This window comes from Streptomyces sp. NEAU-YJ-81, from assembly GCF_017592595.1.
In the GTDB taxonomy this organism is placed as follows: Bacteria; Actinomycetota; Actinomycetes; order Streptomycetales; family Streptomycetaceae; genus Streptomyces; species Streptomyces hygroscopicus_B.
Genome location: NZ_JAGFNO010000049.1, coordinates 1 through 15,749, shown reverse-complemented (window position 1 = coordinate 15,749; position 15,749 = coordinate 1). Strand labels below are relative to the sequence as shown.

The window sequence follows — 15,749 nt, the reverse complement described above, 5'->3', positions numbered from 1 at the left end:
GAATACGCATTTGACTGATTAGGCATGTGAGGCCGGAGGCGCGCCCAGCCTTCCCGGGGAGCGGGCTACGGAGGGGGAGAGTGAACGGTACAGCCGACAGCTACGGGAGGACGATCTTCCAGTAGTGTTCCGGTCCTCGGAATGCTGGATCGCTGATCGGGCAGCGACGCAGGTTTCTCATGTCCCCCTCCCTGCGAGGTGCCAGGCGCCTGATGACGTAGACCGCGGGTAGGCCCTTGCTGATGCCCCGGATAGGCAAGGTGCCCAGAGGGCCTGCAGCCAGGTCCCGGTCACCGCCCACCAGCATCTAGCACGCGATGCCCTCCTATGGTGACCACTTTTCAGCGCACGCCTGCTCCCCCGCCGCTCCCTCAGGCACTGAGCCGACCCAGCGAGGCCATCCACTCCTGGCGAGGGGACAGCAGAAGACACACGAAGGCCGCTGCCTGGGGCGGAGATAAGGCTCTGGGGCCGCCTTCGTCCATCGAGCCGTGTCCAGCGTGCGTCGTCACCGCTGCGGGCATGTGGATTCGTACGGCAAGCCTGGCGCGTACTGCCGCCACTCCTTACGGGACAGGCCGGTACCGGTGATGCCGCAGGCCACTGTGGTCGGGTCAGCGGCGATGGCCGGCAGGTCACCCAGGTTCCACAGTTCCACCGTGCCGGAGTCCAGGGTGACGGCCAGCGTCCTCCGGTCACGGCTGAACCGGACATCCGCCACTTCCGCTGTGGTGTCCGTCAGCGCCGTCGTCCAAGTCAGCGGTCTCGAGCCGCCGGCGGCCCAGAGCCCTGCCCGGCCGGCGCTGCTTCCAGTGGCGACCAGGTGGCCCCCGGGGTGGAAGTCGATCTGCGAGAGACGATCGGAAAGCTGTGCGGTCGAAAGGAACCTTCGTCCGTTCCTGCGGTTCACCGACCATACGGACAGGTCTCCCCTATCGCTGGTCACCAGTTCGCGTCCGTCAGCGCTGAAGGCCGCGAATGAATAGCGCTCATGGAGCATCGAGTCCAGGTCTGAGGTACGCCGTGTGGCCAACCGGGTCGGGGCTGAGGGGTTCGTGACGTCCCACAGGACGTCGGGGAGGGCCAGTGTCTTGCCGTCCGGTCCGAAGACCGCCGGGGTAGCACCCAGGAAGGGCAGAGTCGGCAGGGGGCTCGGCCAGGGGCCGGGGTCTGCCGAGGCAGAGGTCCGCTCACGAGGTTCGTACGGGTCCAGAAGTCTGGTGCGCACCGGGTGTTGTGGGTCGCGGATGTCCCACAGGCCGGCCCAAGGCGAGTTGAAGGACACGGAACCGACCGCCGCGAGGATCGACCGGCGGGGGCTGAGTGCAACCGCCGACACTCCTGACTTCGTCGGGATCTCGGCCAAGCGATGCGGAGCGCTCAGATCGGAAGTGTCCCACAACGTGATCTTGCCGTCCTGGCTTGATTCGCCTGCCTGGCTGCCGACGGCCAGTATTGAGCCGTCGCCGTTGAAGGAGACCGCTCGAGCGGTCTGTAGTTGCCCGGTGAGCGGCGTCTTCCTGCGAGGACGGGCGGGATGGGAGGTGTCCCAGAGCCACACCTTGCCGCCGCTGGCCGCGATGGCCAGTGTGCGGCCGTCAGGGCTGAACGCCGACGCTGTGAGTTGGAAGGACTTCATGGTCAGAGTGGCGGCGCGGGCCGGTGCCCGGCTGCCGACCAGCCAGCGTGTGAGGGTGCCGGATTGGTCCGTCAGGCTGACGGTGCGGCCGTCACGGCTGAAGGCAATAGCGTCGACTGTTCTGTCGTGCTCCCCCAGCATGACCGGCTTGCCGGGACGGGCTGGATCGCTGATGTCGCGGAGGAAAGCCGTATCGTCCAGCACGGAGACGGCTAGGGAGCGACCGTCCGGGCTGAAGGCAGCCGATTCCACTTGATCCTTGTGGTCAAGCCTGGTCAACTGCCGGGGCGTCCCTGGGTGGCAGAGGTCCCACAGCGTGAGGGTGCTGCTGTCACTCACCGCGAGGAGGGGCGCGGCACGGCTGAACACGGCGCTCCCGAAATGCGGTCGGCGCGCCACCGCTCGGGGGTTGCGTATGTCACGGATGTTCCACGCGGTCCAGCCGGTGGTGTGGGTGATGCTGTCAGGGTTGAGGGAACCGTTCGTGGCGGTGACGTAGCCGGAGCCGGTGACCAGGGTGTGCCCGTCGGGGCTGAACATCACGGTCTGGGAGTCGACGGCGTGGAGCGGTCCGGTCAGCCGCCGGGGGGCGGAAGGCTTGGTCACGTTCCACAGCTGCAGCGTGCCGTTCGCTCTGCCCGTGACCACGGCCATGGTCTTGCCGTCCGGGCTGAAGGCCGCCGCTTCAGCGTCATCCAAGCCCCTCCAATTCAGTACCTCGCGGGGATGGGCGCGGTCCGTGAGGTCCCACAGCATCAGGCTGCTCCTGCCCCGCTTACCGCGGTCGGCGGGGTTCAGGCCGACGTTGGCGACGGTCGCCAACAGGCGCCCGTTGGCGCTGAAAGCCACGCTTTCGATGGGCTCGGTGTGACCGGTGAGCGTGGCGAGCCGCCGCGGGCGGACGGTGTCGCGGGTGTCCCACAGGCCGACGGAGCGGCCGGTGATGGTTGCCGTGGCCAGCAGGGTGCCGTCGGAGCTGTAGGACGCCAGGTCGGATTTGCCGACGCTCGTCGCGGAGCTGCCTGCCAGGCGTGTGTGTTGCAGCGTGGTGAACAGTCCCTCCCTCGCCTCCGTCGTTGGCTTGATACGCAGGCCAGCCATGCTGAGCCGCAGTGAGGTGCGAGGGTCGGTCTCGCGGATGTTCTCAGCCTCCGCCTGCAGTGCCCGCACTGTGGCCAGGCGGCGTTGCTCTTCGGCCTGGCGCCGCTGCTTCTCGGCCTCCTGCCGCCGCTGGTCGGCGAGGTTCGCCATGATCAGGGCAATCACCAGCAGCACCGTCAAGGCGGTCACGCCGGCGCGGCGCAACCGTACGGTGCGGGCGTGCTGCCGGACCTCCTCGCTGTCCAGTTCGTCCTTGGGGATGCCGTGGATGGCGGCCGCCAGCATCCCGGCCGCCTCCCGGAACCTGCCGTGGTCCAAGGAGAGCTCGGGCTCTGAGGCAGCCCAGCGCAGGTCCACCCAGAGGGGCTCCCCCTGGAACCAGCCCCGCAGGTCGCCGGGCAGGGCGGTGGTCTGCTCCCAGTCGAAGTCAGCTCGGTCGTTGTCCCACACGATCTCGCCGTCGGTGACGACGATCAACATCGTGTCGGCGCTTCGGTGTTCCTTCCAGAAGGAGATCTCCCGCTGTACCCAGGACGATCGGGCTGACTCTGTGGAGGCCAGCAGAATGAAGTAACGGGAGTTCTCCAAAGCCCGCTCGATGGTCGTCCACAGGTCGGGGTTGGCTGCGAGGCTGGCCTGATCACGGAAGACCCGCAGGGCACGCGGCCGGTTCCAGGGCTTGGCCAAGCGGTGCAGCCCGCGTTGCAGGGCAGGGGCGAGCACGCTGTCCGCCGTGTGGCTGTAGGACAGGAAGGCGTCGTAGGAGCTGCGGAACGCAGCGGACGGCTTCATGAGTGCGACGCCCGCCACAGCGTGTGCTCGCGCGAGACCGCGTCCTCCGAACCCCCGACGAAACTCGCCCAATCCTCCTCGGTCCGCACGTGCCGCACCCGCGAGCCGATCGTGGCCAGCTCATGGTGCGCCATCGCATATGCGGTCGCGAGGTTCTGGTGCTGTTTGGTCTGCACCCACGCCGCTCCGGCCGCGGCCAGCGCGGCCGCCAGACCGAGGAGATCGATGTCAATCACACCATCGGCCTTCAGCACTCCCGCGGTTAGGCCGAGGAGTTCAAGCGTGGCAAGGGTGACCGACCACAGCGTGGCCCTGCGCTCGTTCCAGCGCGCCTTCGTCCCATACCATTCCTGCTGGTCCCTGATCCGCGCCCGCAGATACAGCTCACGGCGCTGTTCCAGCGGAAGCGCCCGGGTCCGGCGCATGCCCTCGGTCACCTGCTCCGGACTGCCGTGATCAGGAATCAGCAGGACCGGTTCGACGTCGGCCTCGATCTCGGCGAAACGTGCGAGCAGCAGGTCCTCGGCCTGCTCATCAGTGAGCTCGGCGGCCCCCAGCGGACTGCCGCCCACCATGTACCGCCAGGTCAGGGTTTTCGTCGACTCAGCCAGTGCGCGCCCGGCGTACCACTGCCGGTCAGGACGTTCCTTGAGCATGTACACATCGCTCACCAGAGCCGCTCCGAAGGCCACCGAAGCCACCACAGCGGCTACGTCCGTGCCCCCGGCCCGTAAGGCCATCACGCCGAAGGCGGCGGCGATCACCAACGCGCCGAGCTGGAACCGCATCACACGGAGGTAACGGCGTTGTCCCCTCAGCGAATTGGCGTCGGCCGCACGGTGCAGCGCAGGAAAGTCGTCGTAGCCAACCGTCTCCGTCATGCATTCCCCCTCCGCGCGCCCCACCCCTAAGAATGCCCCAACTCCCCACCGCTCACTGCTCTTTTCTCCCGGTGAGCCGTGCCCCGACGCGCAAGAGGAGCAGGACCACTGCAGCTCCCACCGCAGCGTGGTAATCCAGGTCCGTCAGCAGTGCGAGATCGACGTTCTCCAGGAGGCGTTCCTGTGCCCGCCCGCCGCATGTGGCGACGGCGCTACCGGCCCCGGTGTCAGCGGTTGGTACCCGCCTCGCACCGCCGCAGACGAGGCTGCGAGTGCCCATACGTCCGCGTTCCGTCGTCCCAGGCCATCTCCCTCGAGCGATCTTCGATGCATCTGTCACGTGGCGCTCTGGCCGGTCCCGGTAGTTGTTGGGCCGCACTGTTCAAACAGGAGAGGTGGCGTCCATGCGGCTGCACATCAGGTCCACCGTTCTCACGCTCGCTGCCGCCGTCGCGGCTCTGGCCGGTACGGTGGCGCCGGCGTCAGCGGCACCCAGCGAGACGGTCACCACCACGCTGCGGGAAGCCATTGACGCACTGCCCGTGGCGGCGGAAGACCGCACCGGCTACGAACGCACGGCTTTCAAGCACTGGGGGGACGCGGACGCAGACGGCTGTAACACGCGCCAGGAAGTGCTGATCGCCGAGGCGATCGAGCCGCCCACGGTCACCGGCCGGTGCACCATCAGCGGCGGCATCTGGCACTCGTACTACGACGACACCGACGTGCAAGGCGCCCGCGGCCTGGACATCGACCACATGGTGCCGCTCGCCGAAGCCTGGGACAGCGGTGCCTCCAACTGGTCTGCGCAGGAACGCCAGGACTACGCCAACGATGTGGGCGACATGCGGTCTCTGGCCGCGGTGAGTGCTCGGGAGAACCGTTCCAAAGCCGATCAGGACCCCAACCAGTGGCTTCCCTCCGATCCGGGAGCACTCTGCCGGTACATCGAGGAATGGACCGTGGTGAAGTCCCGCTGGGGACTCTCAGCGGACCCGGGCGAAGTGACCGCGCTCACCGATCTCGCAGCCGGCTGCCGCGACACCCGGATCACCTACACACCCGCCCGCTCAAACCCGTAGCCGCATAGCCGTCGCGCAGAGGTACCATCCACCACCAACATGAAAACGCCCCAGACAAGGGAGCTTGTGGTGGACACCTCTGCCGACAACACCAACCTGAAAACCCAGTACGCGGCACAGATCAACACCGATCTCGAACGCAACACAGCCGACCACGAACGTCTCAGCTCCGAGATCACGGCACTACAGCAGCAGCTGTTGGTACTGGAAAACAACCGGGTACTCCTGCTCGGCATGCGGCAGAGCCTTGGCGACGAAGCCGCCGATGTTCCGGAGAACACCGGCGTCAGCGGCTCTGAGAATGGTGCATCCGCTGCACGGAAGTCCGCGGAGCGGTCGCCGACGCGCAAGCCGAAGAAGAAGACCGACACAGCGAGCGGCAAGCGGAAGGGGACGGAGTCGGGCGGGAAGCGCACCAAGCGGGTGCGAGCAGCGGGTGCGCCCACCCTCCGGGACCTCATCCACGGTGACCTCACCCAGCACGGTGAACCGCGCTCCGCAGCCGAAGTCACCGCCACCCTCACCCAGGCCCTTCCGGACCGCGAGATCAAGGCCACGGTCGTGCGCAGCACTCTCGAGTCGCTCGTCGCCAAGGGCGAAGCTCACCGCACCAAGCAGCAGAGGTCCGTCTTGTACTCGGCAACCGCCCCGGACGCGGCCGCTGGTGCGGCTGAGCGCAGCGCGGCATCTTCTTCCTGAGAGCTGTGGGCCGACCGCACAGGGCTCGAGAAGCCCCCCAGCCTCGATGAGGGCTCGTGAGGGATCGGCACGCGTGGGGCTGGTGGGCAGCCTTCTCCTGCACTGCGCTGCCGCTGATCCACCGCAACACTGCTCACACGTGTGGAGTTACTTGCCCCGTCGCACTACATCCTTGTCGGGTCGTGGGTGGGTTGGTGGGTTATGGTGCCCGCATGAGCGGACGGTTCACCGGCTGGCCGGAACGAGCCATGGACGTGCTGCTGCACCTGCAGGGCGAGCCATCACACGCGGTGCGCGAGCAGTACCGCGCGGATCGCGAACGTCTCGTCCGGCAGCCGATGATCGCGCCGCTCAATGATGTGGCGGACGTCGATCCCCGGTACGAGGACTTCTCTGTCTGGCACTACGGCACCAACTCCTGGTGGTGGCGGCATCAGGGGGCGGTGATCCGCCTCGGCCACAAGATCGAGATCGGCCTGCGGTTCGACCTGGACGGCCTGCGGATCCAAGGCGCTTGGTGGTATCCCGCCCCTGGCCAGGTCACCATGTTCCGCAAGGCCGTCGCCGCCGAGGGAAGCGGCCACGAACTCCGCCATCGTCAATGACTTGAGGGCGAAGGGCTACGCCATCTCCGGGGACGTGATGAAGCGCCCCCCAACGGGGCTATCCGTCCGACCACTCCCGCACGGACCTCCTGCGCCACCGCTCACTGATCGCTGCCCAACCCCCCGGCTACGACGACTGGCTCCACACCCCTGAAGCTGTCAGCAAAGTCCTCGCGGCCGCCGACGACCTCGACGCCATGCTCACGTGGCTGATCCGTCACGTAAACAGCTCCACCTGACTCCAGAAGAACCAGCGCCGACACACACCGTCCGCGAAACAGGCGCACGTCGCTGACAGGAGAGGGACGCGTACGGGACCCTGTCTCCCCAGGCCGTCGCCGAGCTCATACGCCTGCTCGCACAGGCGCGGTATACAGGGCGCGCTGAGCGCGGCCCGACGCAGCGCCGGCATGGACGTCGGGTCCCGTCGCTGTCTGTCCTCCCCTCCCCGTGTCGCCATCATCTGGGCCTGGCCGTGGCGATGAAGAGCCGGGTGCCGATGACGGCGTCGGGATCAGGACTGCGGAGGATGTCGATGTGCTCAATGTCGAAGCCGTACGTGTCGCGGAGGCTCGGCCGACTGCTCATGCCCACGGGGCTGATGTGCCTGCCGAGGTACACCCATGACGGTCATACGGCCTTCCTGTGGTCAACGGAAGAGCCGCGAGGCAGGAGCCAAAAGGGCTCCGACGGCCACCATCCCCGCGAGCAGCGGCACCGGTAGGTGGGCGCCCGGCGTGTACTTCAGGTGGCCGAGGTTCAATCCAGCTCCGCCCCCGCGCCTGATCCTCGCAGAGAGGCCAGCGGCGCGGAGCTGGCCCCAAGATGACCGTCAGGGCCCGCCGCGGCGGGCCCTGACGACCAGGGTGCAGTACGGGCTGCCGTCCGGGCCCTGGACAGGCAGCACCCCGGCACCGGTGAAGCCGCGTTCCTCCAGCAGACACCGCCAGGCGTCGGCGCCCGTAGCAGTAGTGGACGACCAGCAGACGGGCGACGCTGGCCAGGGTCGAGGGGGAGGCCGGCAAGGGGACGAGTGCCGCCGGAGGCCCTGGCGGCACTCGTCACATCTCAGGCCGATAGGACGTCGTACCCGAGCACCTGGCGCGGTTCAGTCCGGCAGGATGGCAGTGACCCGAATTTCCACCCGCATCTTCGGGTCTGCCAGGGTGGGCACTCCTAGACAGGTCCAGATCGGGGGCTGTCCAGGCCGGTAGTGACGGAATCGCTCAGCCATGGCCCGGAGGACGACCGCCGGGTCGAGGTCCACGTGGTACGAGTGCACGTCGACCACGTGTTCCCAGCTCGCGCCCGCGAGTTCCAGGACCCGCTCGACATTGCGAAATGCCTGGATGATCTCGTCCGCAAGCGATTCCGGGAACTCCCAGGCCTCGTTCCAGCCGCCCTGGCCGGAGATCTCCACCCGGTCACCGATCCTCACCCCCTGGAGAAGTGGAACAGCTCCAGGTTTCGCTCACCGTCACCGGGGGTGACAAAGTATTCGACCTTGCTCATGAAAATTCTCCTCGTCATCCGTGGGTCACCCGCGCGTCACCGGAACCGGGCTGCCGGTGGCCGGCGACAGCGGACACACAGTGGGCGGATAGCATGACCGTCCTGATCCTGGCCCTGATCGCAGGAGCCGTCGTCGGCCTGACGCTCGGCGCCCTCGGCGGCGGCGGCAGCGTCCTGGCGGTGCCCGCGCTGATCTACCTGCTCGGCTTCACCCCCGCCGCGGCCACCACCGCCAGCCTGATCATCGTCACCGCCACATCTCTGACCGCCCTGTACGCGCACGCCCGGGCCGGGCACGTGCGGTGGAAGGCCGGAGCGGCATTCGCAGCCGCCGGGATTCTTCCGGCGGCTGCCGCTGGAGCCGCAGTCACCCACATGCCCCAAGCCGTCCTCACCGTCGCCTTCGCCACTACAGCCGTCTTCTCCGCGATCAAAATGCTCCGGCCCGCTGACACCGCCCGTCCCGGAAGCGGCGGCGTACGGCCGGGCAAGGCAGCCGGGGCCGGTGCCGGCCTGGGCACGCTGACCGGCCTGCTCGGTGTGGGCGGCGGCTTTCTCGCTGTCCCCGCCCTGGTCACCGTCCTGGCCTTCGAGATGGAGGCCGCAGTCGGCACCAGCCTGCTGGTCATCACGGCCAACTCGCTGGCTTCCCTGGCCACTCGCTCCGGCGCCGCCGCCTCGCTCGACTGGGCGCTGATCGGCCCGTTCATCGGAACCGCGATCCTGGGCGCCTGGGACGGCAAGCGCATGGCCGCGAAGGTCGCCGGGCACCGCCTGCAGCACATTTTCGCAATGGTCCTGCTGGTCGTGGCCGCCTTCATGCTTGCCGACGCCGTGACGTGATGGCGGCTCGGGCCCGCGACAACTTCGACGGCCCGCATCCGCTTGGTATCCCCGGCCGCCTACCCGTGTCCCGGGATCCTGTAGACACCCCGGTTTTGATGTCATCTACTACTTACGACACGTCGTCAGCGGTTCACTCGCGTTCGCCTTCCCGGTCGGTGCAGATCTTTTGAGGGTCTGGCACACCTGCGGTTTTGTACGGATCGAGTCCCTTGTCGCCACGGAGCCCAGCGCGGCCGACCTGCCCGTCTGTCTCTCATGGCACCCGTTCGTCCGCGTCGGCGCCGAACGGCCGGGCGTAACTGACACGGCGTAGCGGTGCTGGATTACGAACCCGCAGGTCACGCTCGTGCCAGACACCCTCAAAAGATCTGCACCCTTCGCACATAGCGCTGCCGCAGCACCTCGGAAGCGGACGGTGACGGCTCAGCGGCAGGCATAACGGACATGCAACCAGTATGAGCGATGCAAGCCGTCCCGAGCTTCGCCCCGGCGAGAACGCTGGCGACGGACAGGGCGACAACGGCGACAGATGGACAGCGCACAGGCGGCAATCCGCCTCGGCCGGCTGCGCCTGGCGAGGCGGATTGCGGACTTGCGAACCGGGTTGGGATGCCCCTCGGGCGGCGGGTCAGCAGCCGTTGAGAACGGAGGACAGGGAGTTCTTCTCGGCGGAGTCGACACTGAGGCCGTAGTAGTACTTCACCTGGACCCAGGCACGGGCGTAGGTGCACCTGTAGGCGGTGCGGGAGGGCCACCAAGTACCGGGGTCCTGGTCGCCCTTGGACTGGTTGACGTTGTCGGTGACGGCGAGCAGCTGCGGGCGGGTGAGGTCGTTGGCGAGGGCCTGCCGCTTGGAGGTGGTCCAGTTCCAGGCGCCGGAGTCCCATGCCTCGGCGAGCGGGATGAGGTGGTCGATGTCCACATCCGAGGCGGCGGACCAGGTGGCGCCGTCGTAGGGGGAGTACCAGCTGCCGCTGGTGGCGGCGCAGGAGGAGTCGGTGACGACGCCGGAGCCGTCGCGCTTGAGGACGGTCTCGCGGGTGTTGCAGGCGCCGCTGATGGTGATCCAGTGCGGGAACAGGTCCCGGCTGTAGCCGGTTCTGGAGTGCTCGGTTGCGACGGTGAGGGAGGCCAGGTAGGAGCGGGCGGTGGCAGCGCTGACCGGCGTCGGCAGTGCGGCCTGGGCAGGAGTGGTGCCGAGGAAGGCGAGAGCGGCGGTCGCGGAGGCCACAAAGCCGGCGAGGATGCTACGGCGAGCGTTCTTGCGCATGGCGTATCGACTCCTGAGCCGAAGGGTGAGGTGAAGAAGCGCCCCCATCCTGGCCCGAGGGAATCTATGCGAGTAGAGCACCGAAGGTGAAGAACTGATAACAAACAGTCAACGGGTGCTGTGTGCCCAGTACGGGCGGCCGGCCTCCTCCAAGACCGCGACCGTGTTGGCGACCGTGGCACTGGTCCGAGCGGGCCGCGCTCGACCAAGGGGTGACCGTACGGCGCAGCCAGGGCTACACCCTGCGCGTCACCGCCGTCCCCGCCGTGCACCGCCAGCTCCTCGACCGCTGCCAGCCGCTCGACGGCGGCCAGGGCGTCCCGGCGGTCCCGGCCCAACGCAAGGCCCGCCGCGAGTACGAGAACCGGGTCAGCACCCTCGCACCGACCGGACCATGATCAATGTCAGCGCCAACCGCTGTACCGATGTTCCCGAGGCCGGTTCACGTCGTCGCCCCCCCCGGAGCGTCATCAGTGCAACACGATCTGTGACGCAGCGCTCCATGTACGCACGCGGTAGCTGTACGGGAACATGCCCTGATCAGGGCAGCTGGTCGTAGACGGTTCGGACGTAGGCGGCGCTGCGGTCGGAGCCGAGGATGCCCGGTCCCATCTTGTTCATGACGTAGGAGATGGCCATGCGCCGGTCGAGATCCGCGATGATCATCGAGCCGCCCCAGAACGCGATCCTGCCGTCAGGGATCCAGGGCAGGGCGCCCTTCTTCGGCAATGCGAAGCCGACACCCCAGCGAGACGGCAGGCCGTTGACGAGGTCGACGCCGTCCGCCTGCACGTCGAAGATGAGGTCGATCGTCTTCGGATCTGCAATATCCGCCCCAGGGCATTTTCGTCGTACTCCCGGTAGCCGTTTTCGGAGCGACCGGGCACGATCAGACCCTGCTGTTCGTAGTACCGCAGCAGCCGCGCAGTCGTTCCCGTGCGCTGCGCCGCCTCTCCGATGCGCATGCCCTCGATCTTAGGGCAAGGCAGCCTCCAGAAGGTCGTGACCTGCACGGTTTGACCTTGACATCAGTGTCAGGGATGGACACTGACGACGTTGGCGAGGTCCACCGGAACCGTCTCGGCGGCGTACCTCCACAGGGCATGTATCTCGTCCGTGTGGCACACCGGGCCCGCGCAATCAGTGGCATCGACGAAAGACATGAGCACCATGAACTTGACACCAGAAGCCGCAGCACTGCTGGAACGCTGGATGCAAGCGGCCAGCGGCATCGCTCCTGCGCTTACAGGGGAAGGCGACCTCAGCTGGGCGGAAGTGCGGGACAACTACGGCAAGGAACTCGCTGCCGCTCTCCCGGCACCGCAAGGCGTGACCTTCGAGAGGACCGAGCTCGATGGCGTGCCGACCATGCTGGTGGTGCCGGAGCAAGTGACCGATGACCGGACACTGCTCTACATCCACGGCGGAGGCTACGTACACGGGGCGGTCGAGGCCTATGTCGGACTGACCGGCCACTACGCCAAACGCCTGCGGGCACGGGTGTTTGTGCCCGACTACCTCCAGGCACCCGAGCATCCTTTCCCCACCCCCATCGACGACGTGTTCACCGCCTACCGGGCGCTCCTCGCGGCGGGGACCGCTCCTGAGAAGATCGCGATCTCGGGTGACTCCGCCGGGGGCGCGATGGTGATCACGGTCATGCGCAAGGCACGCGACGCGGGCATGCCGTTGCCCGTGGCGGGCGTCTCCCTCTCGCCCTGGGCCGACCTGACGCACTCCGGCTCCTCGGTCCAGAGCCGCAACGGCCTCGACCCATTGACAAGCGGAGAATTCCTGGAGAAGCTCGCTCGCGCGTTCCTGGGCAACGCGCTGCCGACCGATCCGGACGCCTCGCCCGTCTTCGCCGATGTGCGCGGCCTGGCCCCGACCTTGATCCAGATGGGTGAGAACGAAGTGATGCTCAGCAGCGGCATCACGCTCGCCGGACGGCTCGCAGAACAACGCGTCCGCACCACCCTCGAGGTATGGCCCCACATGTTCCACGTCTGGCACCTGCTGGCCGGCCACATTGCCGAGTCCGACGAGGCCCTCGACAACGCCGTCTCCTTCATCACGCGGGAGTACGAGCGAGCGCGCTGAGGCACCCCACCACGCATCCCGGTCACTCCGCCTCACGGCCCGTGAGGCGACTTCGAAGAACGGTCGTTCTCTGAAGGTTTTGGGTGCTGCGGTTGTCCGATTGCCGCTGGCCTTCTGCGTCGGTGCCCTCGGTGTCGGTGTGATCGCTCTGATCTTCGGTTTGGGCTTCGCCTTCGACGTGCGCGGGATGTCCACCCGTCAAGCTGCCCGGATGAGAGCACGGGTCCGCGAGGCCCGTCTGCGCAGGGGCAGCCTTGCTGAACCCGTCTACCCGGTCTCCCCGGAAGCGCGGATGCGGATGTCAGGGGGCTTCATAGCGTTCGCAGGAGTCGTCCTGTGCGCCGCCGGCTTCGCGTTGCTGCACTTGGGATAGCGTCTCCGGCTATCGCGAGCCCAACTACCGACAAGGACAGCCTCCTGGTGCACAACCCGTCGACGGCGAGTGCTGCCTGGATCTCGCCGATGACCGTGTGACATCGCGCGGTCTTGCACCGCGCTTGTGCCTCTGGGCGAGGCGCGATCACACACGGCGGCGTCGGGTTTCCGGGATTGTGCCCGGGCTGTCAATCACCTCGGTGAGACGGTCCAGGCGCCCGTACAGCGCGCGGACCAGCCGGGCGCGGTCCTGAACACAGCGCGCGGTGCCCTGCAGCGCACTGGACAGGCGGCGGCGGGAGTCCTCGAGGACGTCCTCGGCGAGCACCCGGGCCGGATGGTCTGCGGGCAGCTGGTCGGCGGCGCGGCAGACGTCGCCGGCCACCGCGCGGGCGGCGACGGTCAGCTGCAGCGCGATCTGCTGGTACTCACCCTCGTGCAGCCCCGGGTCACCATCCCAGCCGAGGACGGCGTCGACCAGGCGCTGATAGGTCTCCCGGTCGAGGGGAAGTTCTGCCTCGAAATGGCCCTGGGAGTCGTGCAGGACCCTGTGGGTGCTGGTCATCGGGCCTCGCTGCTGGTGCTCCGGGGGGGCGCCGCGGCCGCCCGGGGAGGCAGGGTGTCCCTGGCCGGCGCGGGCGAGCGGGCCGGGAAGAGGCGCTGCGCCCCGTGCCGGCGTTCGTGTGCGCACGTCAGGTCCCGCTTCTCCGCGCTGTGGCGTCGGCTTTCACGCTACGGAGGCGGTGGAGCGGGCCTCAACGAAATTGCGGATTGTTGCGCGGATTCACTCCAGGGCCTCGATCGCGGCGCGGAGGAGCGTGCGTGCGGCATCGCCATGGACGGTCATCCGGGACAGGCCGGTGAAGGCGCGGGCGTAGTCGGCGAGCTCCCGGGGCTGGCGGATGCTGATGCCGGCGGTGAGTGTCTCGACGACGGTGTGGTGGTCGTCGTAGAGGTAGAACGCCTCCAGCGGCCATACGGTGCGCTGGGCGCCGAGCGGGATGATCCCGAGGGAGACCGAGGGCAGTGGCATCACGGTGAGCAGGTGCGCGAGTTGGCCGGCCATCGTCTCGGGGGAGCCGATCCGCGTGCGCAGGACCCACTCCTCGATCAGGACGACGAACCGGTGGTCGCCCTCGTACAGGAAACGGCTGCGGGCCAGACGGGCGGCCACGGCCTCGGGGATGTCGTCGGGGGTGCCCTGGAAGCCGGTGATGGAGCGCATCAGGGCCTCGGCGTAGCCGGCGGTCTGGAAGAAACCGGGGATGACGTTGGAGGTGTAGGCGCGGCAGAGGCGGGCGGCGGCATTGCGGGCGAGGACGTCCTGCTGGGTGCGGCGCATCCCATCGCGGTGCTGGCGGCGCCATTCCAGGTACATCGAGTCCACCGCGCGGGCGGTGGCGATGAGGTCCGCTGTCTGGTCCTGGGCAGAGCAGGCGGTGCACCAGGCGCGGATGTCGGCTTCGGACGGTGCGGCCTTGGCACGCAGGATGCGCGAGGTCTTGGCCGGGTCCCAGCCACACCGGGCGGACAGCTCACGCCCGGTGATCCCGGCGTCCCGCACCAGATGGGCCAGGCGAACGGCGAGAGCTTCGCGGGCGGCCTGGGCGCTGGAGGACGGAGATGCCGGCATGGGCTGTCCGTTTGCTTTTCAGACGGTGTACTTCTCGTGCGGGACAGCCCGCTGCCACACCGCCTCGAACGCGTCCGCGCACAGGGCGACGACGTCCGGGTCCTCGGTGTGCTCCTTGCCGGCCCAGTCCCCTGTCCCGGTGAAGTGGTGGAACTGCACGAGCCGTCCGTCCAGGAGCCAGAAGTCGTTGCCGGGCAGAGCGAGGTCGCTCGCGTGCCGTCGGGGCAGCCAGCGTACGTCCTCCCCGGCCCGCAGGTTCAGCACGGTGATGGCGTGCTCGTAGCGGATGTAGTCGGTGACCGGCTCGGAGACGATCCGCGCCCGTCGCATCACCACGCCGCGGGCAACGGCGTCGGCCACCAGCGGAAGCCACTCGGGCCAGAACGACTTGGCCGGGTCCGTGTTGGCCACTCTGGTCTTCAGGAAGGCGGCGTAGTCCTCGGCCTCGTCACCGACCGCGTACTGGTCCCGCATCTCCAGGTGGACGGCGCTGCGCCGAGTGCCGGCGAGCAGGTCAGCGAACGTCCTTGCCTTCAGCGACATTGCACGCCTCCCTCAAGATCGACACCTTGCGGGCCGGGATCCGGATCACCCGCTCATGGGCAGGGATCCCCGTCGCATGCCCAGGCACCCACTGAGTGCTGCCGATCAGCTCCTTCAAGAGCCCCTCGGCCTCCTCCCCCTGCAGGACCAGATCGGCGCTCCCCTCCTCCACCCACACCGTCGGCGAACCCTCGCCTCCAGCATTCGGGTCCATCCCGACAAACCGTAACGTCATAACTGCTCCTCTTGTCGAGCCCGTTGCGCACGGTTGCGCCACGACCGTCCCGCGACCACCAGGAGCGGTCAATGCCGCCTCGAGCCGAGGTCCGGCACCCACGGCCCGGGCGTGAAGAACACCGGTATCGGATGACACGTGGGCTCGCCGATGCCCGCCCCGACCTGCTGCGCGGTGAACCCGCCGTCCGCGTCACCTGACGCGGTTGCCTCGAGGTCGAAGCTGCTCCTCAGCCATTCAGGTGAGGTGACAGGCCGCGTCCGCGTGCGAGCCCGGGCGGTGCGGTACGTAGAGCGGCATGGCCACTCCCCCCGATCCCCCGCCAAACGCTGAGACCGTGAGCCCCGAATCCCTGGCGAACCGCAAGGGCTACAACGACCGCTTCCTGGGAGGGGTTGTACCGCTGCCCGTGCCTGCCGATTCGGGCATCGAAACG

At 68.0% G+C, this 15,749-nt stretch carries 16 protein-coding genes and 1 pseudogene; 6 read left to right on the top strand and 11 right to left on the bottom strand.

Annotation, left to right across the window (positions count from 1 at the left end):
* Nucleotides 1-508 precede the first annotated feature (508 nt).
* Nucleotides 509-3,532 carry a TIR domain-containing protein gene (locus J5X86_RS46635; RefSeq protein WP_208522684.1) on the bottom strand — a complete coding sequence of 1,008 codons (3,024 nt, stop codon included), beginning with the start codon at nt 3,530-3,532 and terminating at the stop codon, nt 509-511.
* Entirely contained in the window at nt 3,529-4,413 is an 885-nt protein-coding gene (locus J5X86_RS46630; RefSeq protein WP_078637961.1) for a DUF4231 domain-containing protein, read from the bottom strand. Before J5X86_RS46630 ends, J5X86_RS46635 begins: the two co-directional genes overlap by 4 nt.
* Nucleotides 4,414-4,817: 404 nt before the next feature.
* Between J5X86_RS46630 and J5X86_RS46625 the strand changes: the two genes are divergently transcribed.
* The 3 genes from J5X86_RS46625 (at nt 4,818) to J5X86_RS51580 (ending at nt 6,799) form a co-directional block, all read left to right on the top strand.
* Entirely contained in the window at nt 4,818-5,495 is a 678-nt protein-coding gene (locus J5X86_RS46625) for an HNH endonuclease family protein (RefSeq protein ID WP_208522683.1), read from the top strand.
* A 69-nt stretch (nt 5,496-5,564) separates the two neighbouring features.
* Nucleotides 5,565-6,194 (top strand): hypothetical protein, encoded by a 630-nt coding sequence (locus J5X86_RS46620; RefSeq protein ID WP_308124949.1) that lies wholly within the window; start codon nt 5,565-5,567, stop codon nt 6,192-6,194.
* Between the two features lie 248 nt (nt 6,195-6,442).
* A complete protein-coding gene (locus J5X86_RS51580) occupies nt 6,443-6,799 on the top strand; it encodes a hypothetical protein (RefSeq protein WP_243983194.1) in 357 nt (118 codons plus the stop codon).
* A gap of 459 nt (nt 6,800-7,258) precedes the next feature.
* Here J5X86_RS51580 and J5X86_RS52290 read toward each other — a convergent pair whose 3' ends face one another.
* Together J5X86_RS52290 and J5X86_RS46610 are read right to left on the bottom strand one after the other, a co-directional pair.
* Nucleotides 7,259-7,387 carry a hypothetical protein gene (locus J5X86_RS52290; RefSeq protein WP_279595788.1) on the bottom strand — a complete coding sequence of 43 codons (129 nt, stop codon included), beginning with the start codon at nt 7,385-7,387 and terminating at the stop codon, nt 7,259-7,261.
* Nucleotides 7,388-7,907: 520 nt separating this feature from the next.
* Nucleotides 7,908-8,219, bottom strand: coding sequence for a Rid family hydrolase (locus tag J5X86_RS46610; RefSeq protein ID WP_308124948.1), 312 nt, complete (start codon nt 8,217-8,219; stop codon nt 7,908-7,910).
* A gap of 185 nt (nt 8,220-8,404) precedes the next feature.
* Here J5X86_RS46610 and J5X86_RS46605 point away from each other — a divergent pair, with 185 nt between their 5' ends.
* Entirely contained in the window at nt 8,405-9,154 is a 750-nt protein-coding gene (locus J5X86_RS46605; protein ID WP_208522682.1) for a sulfite exporter TauE/SafE family protein, read from the top strand.
* Between the two features lie 631 nt (nt 9,155-9,785).
* On the opposite strand, the gene J5X86_RS46600 is transcribed toward J5X86_RS46605, so the two are convergent.
* Nucleotides 9,786-10,427: an HNH endonuclease family protein gene (locus tag J5X86_RS46600; protein ID WP_208522681.1), complete on the bottom strand. Its 642-nt coding sequence runs from the start codon at nt 10,425-10,427 to the stop codon at nt 9,786-9,788.
* A 212-nt stretch (nt 10,428-10,639) separates the two neighbouring features.
* On the opposite strand from J5X86_RS46600, the gene J5X86_RS46595 reads away from it, so the two are divergent.
* The gene (locus tag J5X86_RS46595; RefSeq protein WP_243983193.1) at nt 10,640-10,825 is read left to right on the top strand and encodes a hypothetical protein; all 186 of its coding nucleotides are present in this window, start codon (nt 10,640-10,642) and stop codon (nt 10,823-10,825) included.
* Between the two features lie 142 nt (nt 10,826-10,967).
* Here J5X86_RS46595 and J5X86_RS51575 read toward each other — a convergent pair whose 3' ends face one another.
* Together J5X86_RS51575 and J5X86_RS51570 are read right to left on the bottom strand one after the other, a co-directional pair.
* Complete coding sequence (locus J5X86_RS51575; RefSeq protein WP_243983201.1) at nt 10,968-11,219, bottom strand: hypothetical protein; 252 nt, start codon at nt 11,217-11,219, stop codon at nt 10,968-10,970.
* Nucleotides 11,220-11,242: 23 nt separating this feature from the next.
* A pseudogene (locus J5X86_RS51570) lies at nt 11,243-11,392 on the bottom strand (MerR family transcriptional regulator); the annotation flags it as partial.
* Between the two features lie 196 nt (nt 11,393-11,588).
* Between J5X86_RS51570 and J5X86_RS46585 the strand changes: the two are divergent.
* Nucleotides 11,589-12,527 carry an alpha/beta hydrolase gene (locus tag J5X86_RS46585; protein ID WP_208522679.1) on the top strand — a complete coding sequence of 313 codons (939 nt, stop codon included), beginning with the start codon at nt 11,589-11,591 and terminating at the stop codon, nt 12,525-12,527.
* 520 nt (nt 12,528-13,047) lie between these two features.
* Here the strand turns inward: J5X86_RS46585 and J5X86_RS46580 are convergent.
* The 4 genes from J5X86_RS46580 to J5X86_RS46565 all read right to left on the bottom strand — a co-directional run bounded on the left by J5X86_RS46580 (nt 13,048) and on the right by J5X86_RS46565 (nt 15,313).
* Entirely contained in the window at nt 13,048-13,467 is a 420-nt protein-coding gene (locus J5X86_RS46580) for a restriction endonuclease (RefSeq protein ID WP_208522678.1), read from the bottom strand.
* 219 nt (nt 13,468-13,686) lie between these two features.
* Nucleotides 13,687-14,535, bottom strand: coding sequence for a helix-turn-helix transcriptional regulator (locus J5X86_RS46575; RefSeq protein WP_208522677.1), 849 nt, complete (start codon nt 14,533-14,535; stop codon nt 13,687-13,689).
* A gap of 18 nt (nt 14,536-14,553) precedes the next feature.
* Nucleotides 14,554-15,078: a DUF6879 family protein gene (locus J5X86_RS46570; RefSeq protein WP_208522676.1), complete on the bottom strand. Its 525-nt coding sequence runs from the start codon at nt 15,076-15,078 to the stop codon at nt 14,554-14,556.
* A complete protein-coding gene (locus tag J5X86_RS46565) occupies nt 15,050-15,313 on the bottom strand; it encodes a hypothetical protein (RefSeq protein WP_208522675.1) in 264 nt (87 codons plus the stop codon). Before J5X86_RS46565 ends, J5X86_RS46570 begins: the two co-directional genes overlap by 29 nt.
* Nucleotides 15,314-15,749 lie beyond the last annotated feature (436 nt).

Excerpts from the sequence above, each read along its gene's own strand:
- J5X86_RS46635 (WP_208522684.1), bottom strand. The coding sequence starts at position 3,532 with ATGAAGCCGTCCGCTGCGTTCCGCAGCTCCTACGACGCCTTCCTGTCC.
- J5X86_RS46630 (WP_078637961.1), bottom strand. The coding sequence starts at position 4,413 with ATGACGGAGACGGTTGGCTACGACGACTTTCCTGCGCTGCACCGTGCG.
- J5X86_RS46625 (WP_208522683.1), top strand. The coding sequence starts at position 4,818 with ATGCGGCTGCACATCAGGTCCACCGTTCTCACGCTCGCTGCCGCCGTC.
- J5X86_RS51580 (WP_243983194.1), top strand. The coding sequence starts at position 6,443 with ATGGACGTGCTGCTGCACCTGCAGGGCGAGCCATCACACGCGGTGCGC.
- J5X86_RS52290 (WP_279595788.1), bottom strand. The coding sequence starts at position 7,387 with ATGAGCAGTCGGCCGAGCCTCCGCGACACGTACGGCTTCGACATTGAG.
- J5X86_RS46605 (WP_208522682.1), top strand. The coding sequence starts at position 8,405 with ATGACCGTCCTGATCCTGGCCCTGATCGCAGGAGCCGTCGTCGGCCTG.
- J5X86_RS46600 (WP_208522681.1), bottom strand. The coding sequence starts at position 10,427 with ATGCGCAAGAACGCTCGCCGTAGCATCCTCGCCGGCTTTGTGGCCTCC.
- J5X86_RS46585 (WP_208522679.1), top strand. The coding sequence starts at position 11,589 with ATGAGCACCATGAACTTGACACCAGAAGCCGCAGCACTGCTGGAACGC.
- J5X86_RS46580 (WP_208522678.1), bottom strand. The coding sequence starts at position 13,467 with ATGACCAGCACCCACAGGGTCCTGCACGACTCCCAGGGCCATTTCGAG.
- J5X86_RS46575 (WP_208522677.1), bottom strand. The coding sequence starts at position 14,535 with ATGCCGGCATCTCCGTCCTCCAGCGCCCAGGCCGCCCGCGAAGCTCTC.
- J5X86_RS46570 (WP_208522676.1), bottom strand. The coding sequence starts at position 15,078 with ATGTCGCTGAAGGCAAGGACGTTCGCTGACCTGCTCGCCGGCACTCGG.
- J5X86_RS46565 (WP_208522675.1), bottom strand. The coding sequence starts at position 15,313 with ATGACGTTACGGTTTGTCGGGATGGACCCGAATGCTGGAGGCGAGGGT.